This window comes from Fluviicola sp. (genome assembly GCF_030151805.1).
Classification (GTDB): domain Bacteria; phylum Bacteroidota; class Bacteroidia; order Flavobacteriales_D; family Crocinitomicaceae; genus Fluviicola.
Map to the genome: position 1 here is coordinate 1 of NZ_JASLCN010000121.1, position 3,505 is coordinate 3,505.

Annotated in this window: 3 protein-coding genes; all 3 read left to right on the plus strand. The window is 42.5% G+C overall.

Annotation, left to right across the window (positions count from 1 at the left end; all coding sequences use genetic code 11):
* Window positions 1-999: L-2-hydroxyglutarate oxidase (gene lhgO / locus Q1V93_RS04620; RefSeq protein ID WP_300662113.1), on the plus strand; the 999-nt coding region annotated here is incomplete at its 5' end.
* Window positions 1,000-1,867: 868 nt separating this feature from the next.
* Window positions 1,868-2,290 (plus strand): hypothetical protein, encoded by a 423-nt coding sequence (locus Q1V93_RS04625; protein ID WP_300662115.1) that lies wholly within the window; start codon window positions 1,868-1,870, stop codon window positions 2,288-2,290.
* Window positions 2,291-2,351: 61 nt separating this feature from the next.
* Window positions 2,352-3,505 (plus strand): hypothetical protein (locus Q1V93_RS04630; RefSeq protein WP_300662117.1); only part of this gene is annotated, 1,154 nt, incomplete at its 3' end.

Genomic DNA, 3,505 nt, shown 5'->3' on the forward strand with positions numbered 1-3,505 from the left:
CATGAGTTGGTTGCTTTTGCGAAAGAACACCACATTGCTCATGATGTTTGCGGGAAAGTTGTTGTAGCGACAGATCCGTCTGAGTTGTCTAACATGGATAAGATTTTTCAGAATGGTTTGGCAAACAATACGGAAGGAATTGAAATGATCGACGCAAAACGTGTGAATGAAATTGAGCCTTTTGTAAAAAGCATCGGAGGAATTTGGGTTCCTTGTACGGGAATTATTGATTTCCGCGGAGCTACTGAGAAAATGGCTGAAATTGCTCTTTCCATGCAGCCAAAAAGTGCGATGAAATTGAACCATGAAGTGGTCGGAATCGAACGTTCGGCTGAAAAAACGGTTATTGCAACCAGTAAAGGAACTATCGAAGCGAACTACCTGATTTTCTGCGGAGGCCTTCAGGCAGACCGTTTGGCGAGAAAAGACGGTGTGAAACTGAAAGAAAAAGTGGTTGGTTTCAGAGGTGATTATTACGAATTGACCGAAGAAGCAAAACACAAGGTGAAGAATTTGATTTATCCGGTTCCGAATCCGGATTTCCCTTTCCTTGGAGTTCACTTTACGCGTATGACTAACGGAGAAATTGAATGCGGCCCGAATGCGGTATTTACTTTCAAACGCGAAGGATACGGAAAAACGGATTTCTCCATGAAAGATACGTTTGATGCCCTGACATACAAAGGGACCTGGAAATTGTTTTTCAATAACATGAAATTCGGCATTGATGAATACAGACGCGCTTTCTCAAAGCGTTTGTTTTTGAAAACGCTTCAACGGATGATTCCGAGTTTGACGATGGAAGATATTCACCCGGGAAGAGCTGGGGTTCGCGCTCTTTTGTTGGCAGAAGATGGCGATACGCGTGATGATTTCCGTTTTGAGTTCCACGAGAATTCCATTCACGTTCTGAATGCGCCTTCTCCGGCTGCTACGGCTTCTTTGGCAATTGGCGGTCAGATTGCTGATGAAGCAGAGAAGCATTTCGGATTGAAATAACCGGATGCGGGAAATGATTTCCTGTATTTTTTGTTTTGGTGAATTTTACAAGTGTGTAACGTGTTTTGATTTTTAGGATTTCAAGGTTTCATTTCTTCGTGATTCCGGAAAATGGGGGTGAAGAGGGGATTGAAAGCTGCTGAAACGCCCTAAAACCGCATGTTAATTCTATAACATTTTAATACTGTATCCATACTTGACCTATGCTCTATCCGTACTTGACCCGTAGTTGAGTAATCCAAATTTGGTTTTTTATGATTTTGGAATCCTTTTTTGGATGGTGTTTTTTTACAATTGTGTGCATGTTGTTCTCGATACTTCCGACTGAAAAAGTCGGAAATTCGAACTGACACAGCGGATCGAATGACGTACTCCGACTTGATTCGACGAGCTCATCACAAGCCGCTCAGTACGCTTTTATGACGAATGAATTTGAAGTGGTTTTTTCTCCCGCAGAACGCTTACGCCTAAGCTTGCGCTATCGCTAAAGCTATTGGCGCATACCGCAGAGAATGAAACATGGTATCCATTGAACTCTGTGTGAGCTATGGGTAATTTCAACAATCATCTGCAACTCTTAGGATAAGCTATTGAGATGATAACTAGCTGTAAAACAATTTGATAGGTTTCAAATGTTTTTCCGTATCCTTTTTTATTAAAAAACAAATTGTTAATATTCGATCAGAGTAATGAAATTATCAACGGGACTACTGATTTGATAAAACAGGCTGACTTTCTTGTTAAATAACATGTTTTCAAAGTAGTATGATTTGATAAAAACTTGAAAAAGTTGTAGATTACATACAAGCACATCTATTTATGAACACTTGTTGATGAAAATCAACAGCCACTGCTAACAATTACTATTATGAAAAAAGTTCTGTTAAACCTTACAAGAAGCGCAGCAATCTGTGCGTTTGTTAGTCCGACAGCGTTTTCACAGGAGGAGCATACGCTCATTACTACTCCACAACTAAAAATTTCCTATGTTGAAGGGTCTTGTGATGTTGAATCGGGAAAACTGTCTTATCAGTTTGCATTTTTAAAGCTTCAGAATCTAACCAATGCAGCCATGCATGTTGGGTTCAATATTGTTGTTCAGTATGACGAAGGATGTTCGGGCTGCAACGGCAATGACGAAAGTCTCTACTACTTAAGTTTGTCACCCAACCAGGTTTATGAAGCCAACTGCGGTGCGGACGACAAGTCTAAAATCTACCTCCGAAACCCGAATTTTTCGGGGGCCTGGAATTTTCAGCAATTACGGATTGAAAATTTAATCGTCGAATAAAACTGCAAAGGCAGTTAAGTCCTTTCGACTGAGATTTTAAAAACATTTATTCACTACTACCATGAAAGCAGCATTATTTTTAATGTGCCTGCTCGGCTATGCAGCCGGGTATTCACAAACATGTACCATTACGGTTACGGGACCGTCACAGGTATGCCCGGGAGTTCCGGTTACTTTTACAGGAGAAGGAACCGTAACACAGTCCAACCAGGCTTTTAATTTTAACAACAATCTACTTCCTGCGGGGTGGAGTGTTTCAGGAGCGGCGAATTATGGCGTTCTGTGTGGGAATTCGTTAGATAACACGTCGTATTTCTGGGCTTCAACTGCTGTGGGGACTCCTCAAATCACAACGGATGCTTTCGATGTTTGTTCGGGAGGAACCCTGGATTTTGAAATGAAATATGCCATTCAGGGTGGTGCTGTTCCTTGTGAGGGGCCGGATGAGCAGGATGAAGGCGTTTCGATTGAGTATAGCACCGATGGCGGAGTAACCTGGATCGAATTTGTTTATTTCAGTCCGTGGGGATTCCAGCTTCCGGCAAATCCGGGAGGAAACAATTCTATCAACGGTGCAACGGCTTATACCAACTGGAATAATTTCTCTATTCCGATTCCACCTGCGGCAGCAACTACAAACACCATGTTTCGCTGGATTCAGGTCAATTCATCCGGTGGTTGTTGTGATAACTGGGGATTGGATAATATTTTCATCAACGCAGGACCGTGTCTGACTACCAATATCGGGTGGGATATTCCGGGAAGTAATACACCGTCTTCGAATACGACTACCATTCCGATCTATTCGGATACGGTGATTGTTGCAGGTTTGTATGATGATAACGGAAATCTGTTGTGTCAATCCGCTCCGTTTCCGGTAACAGTGTTTATCCCTTTCATTAACGGGGGACCTGATCAGACAGTTTGTATCGGGCAATCTGTTACACTGGCAGCTTCGAGCGGAACAAACTTTGTTTGGAATAACGGGGTGACAAATAATGTGGCGTTTACGCCGCCTGCAACACAAACTTATACGGTAAACGGAATTGATTTGAATGGCTGTGCGGCTACGGACCAGGTATTGGTTACGGTAAATCCTTCCAATCCGTATACGGTTTCTTATGCTAATCCTGCATATTGTATTGATGCACAAGATCCGACTCCGAGCTTGTCAACTCCTTTGGCCGGAACATACAGCGTTGCGCCGAATACCGT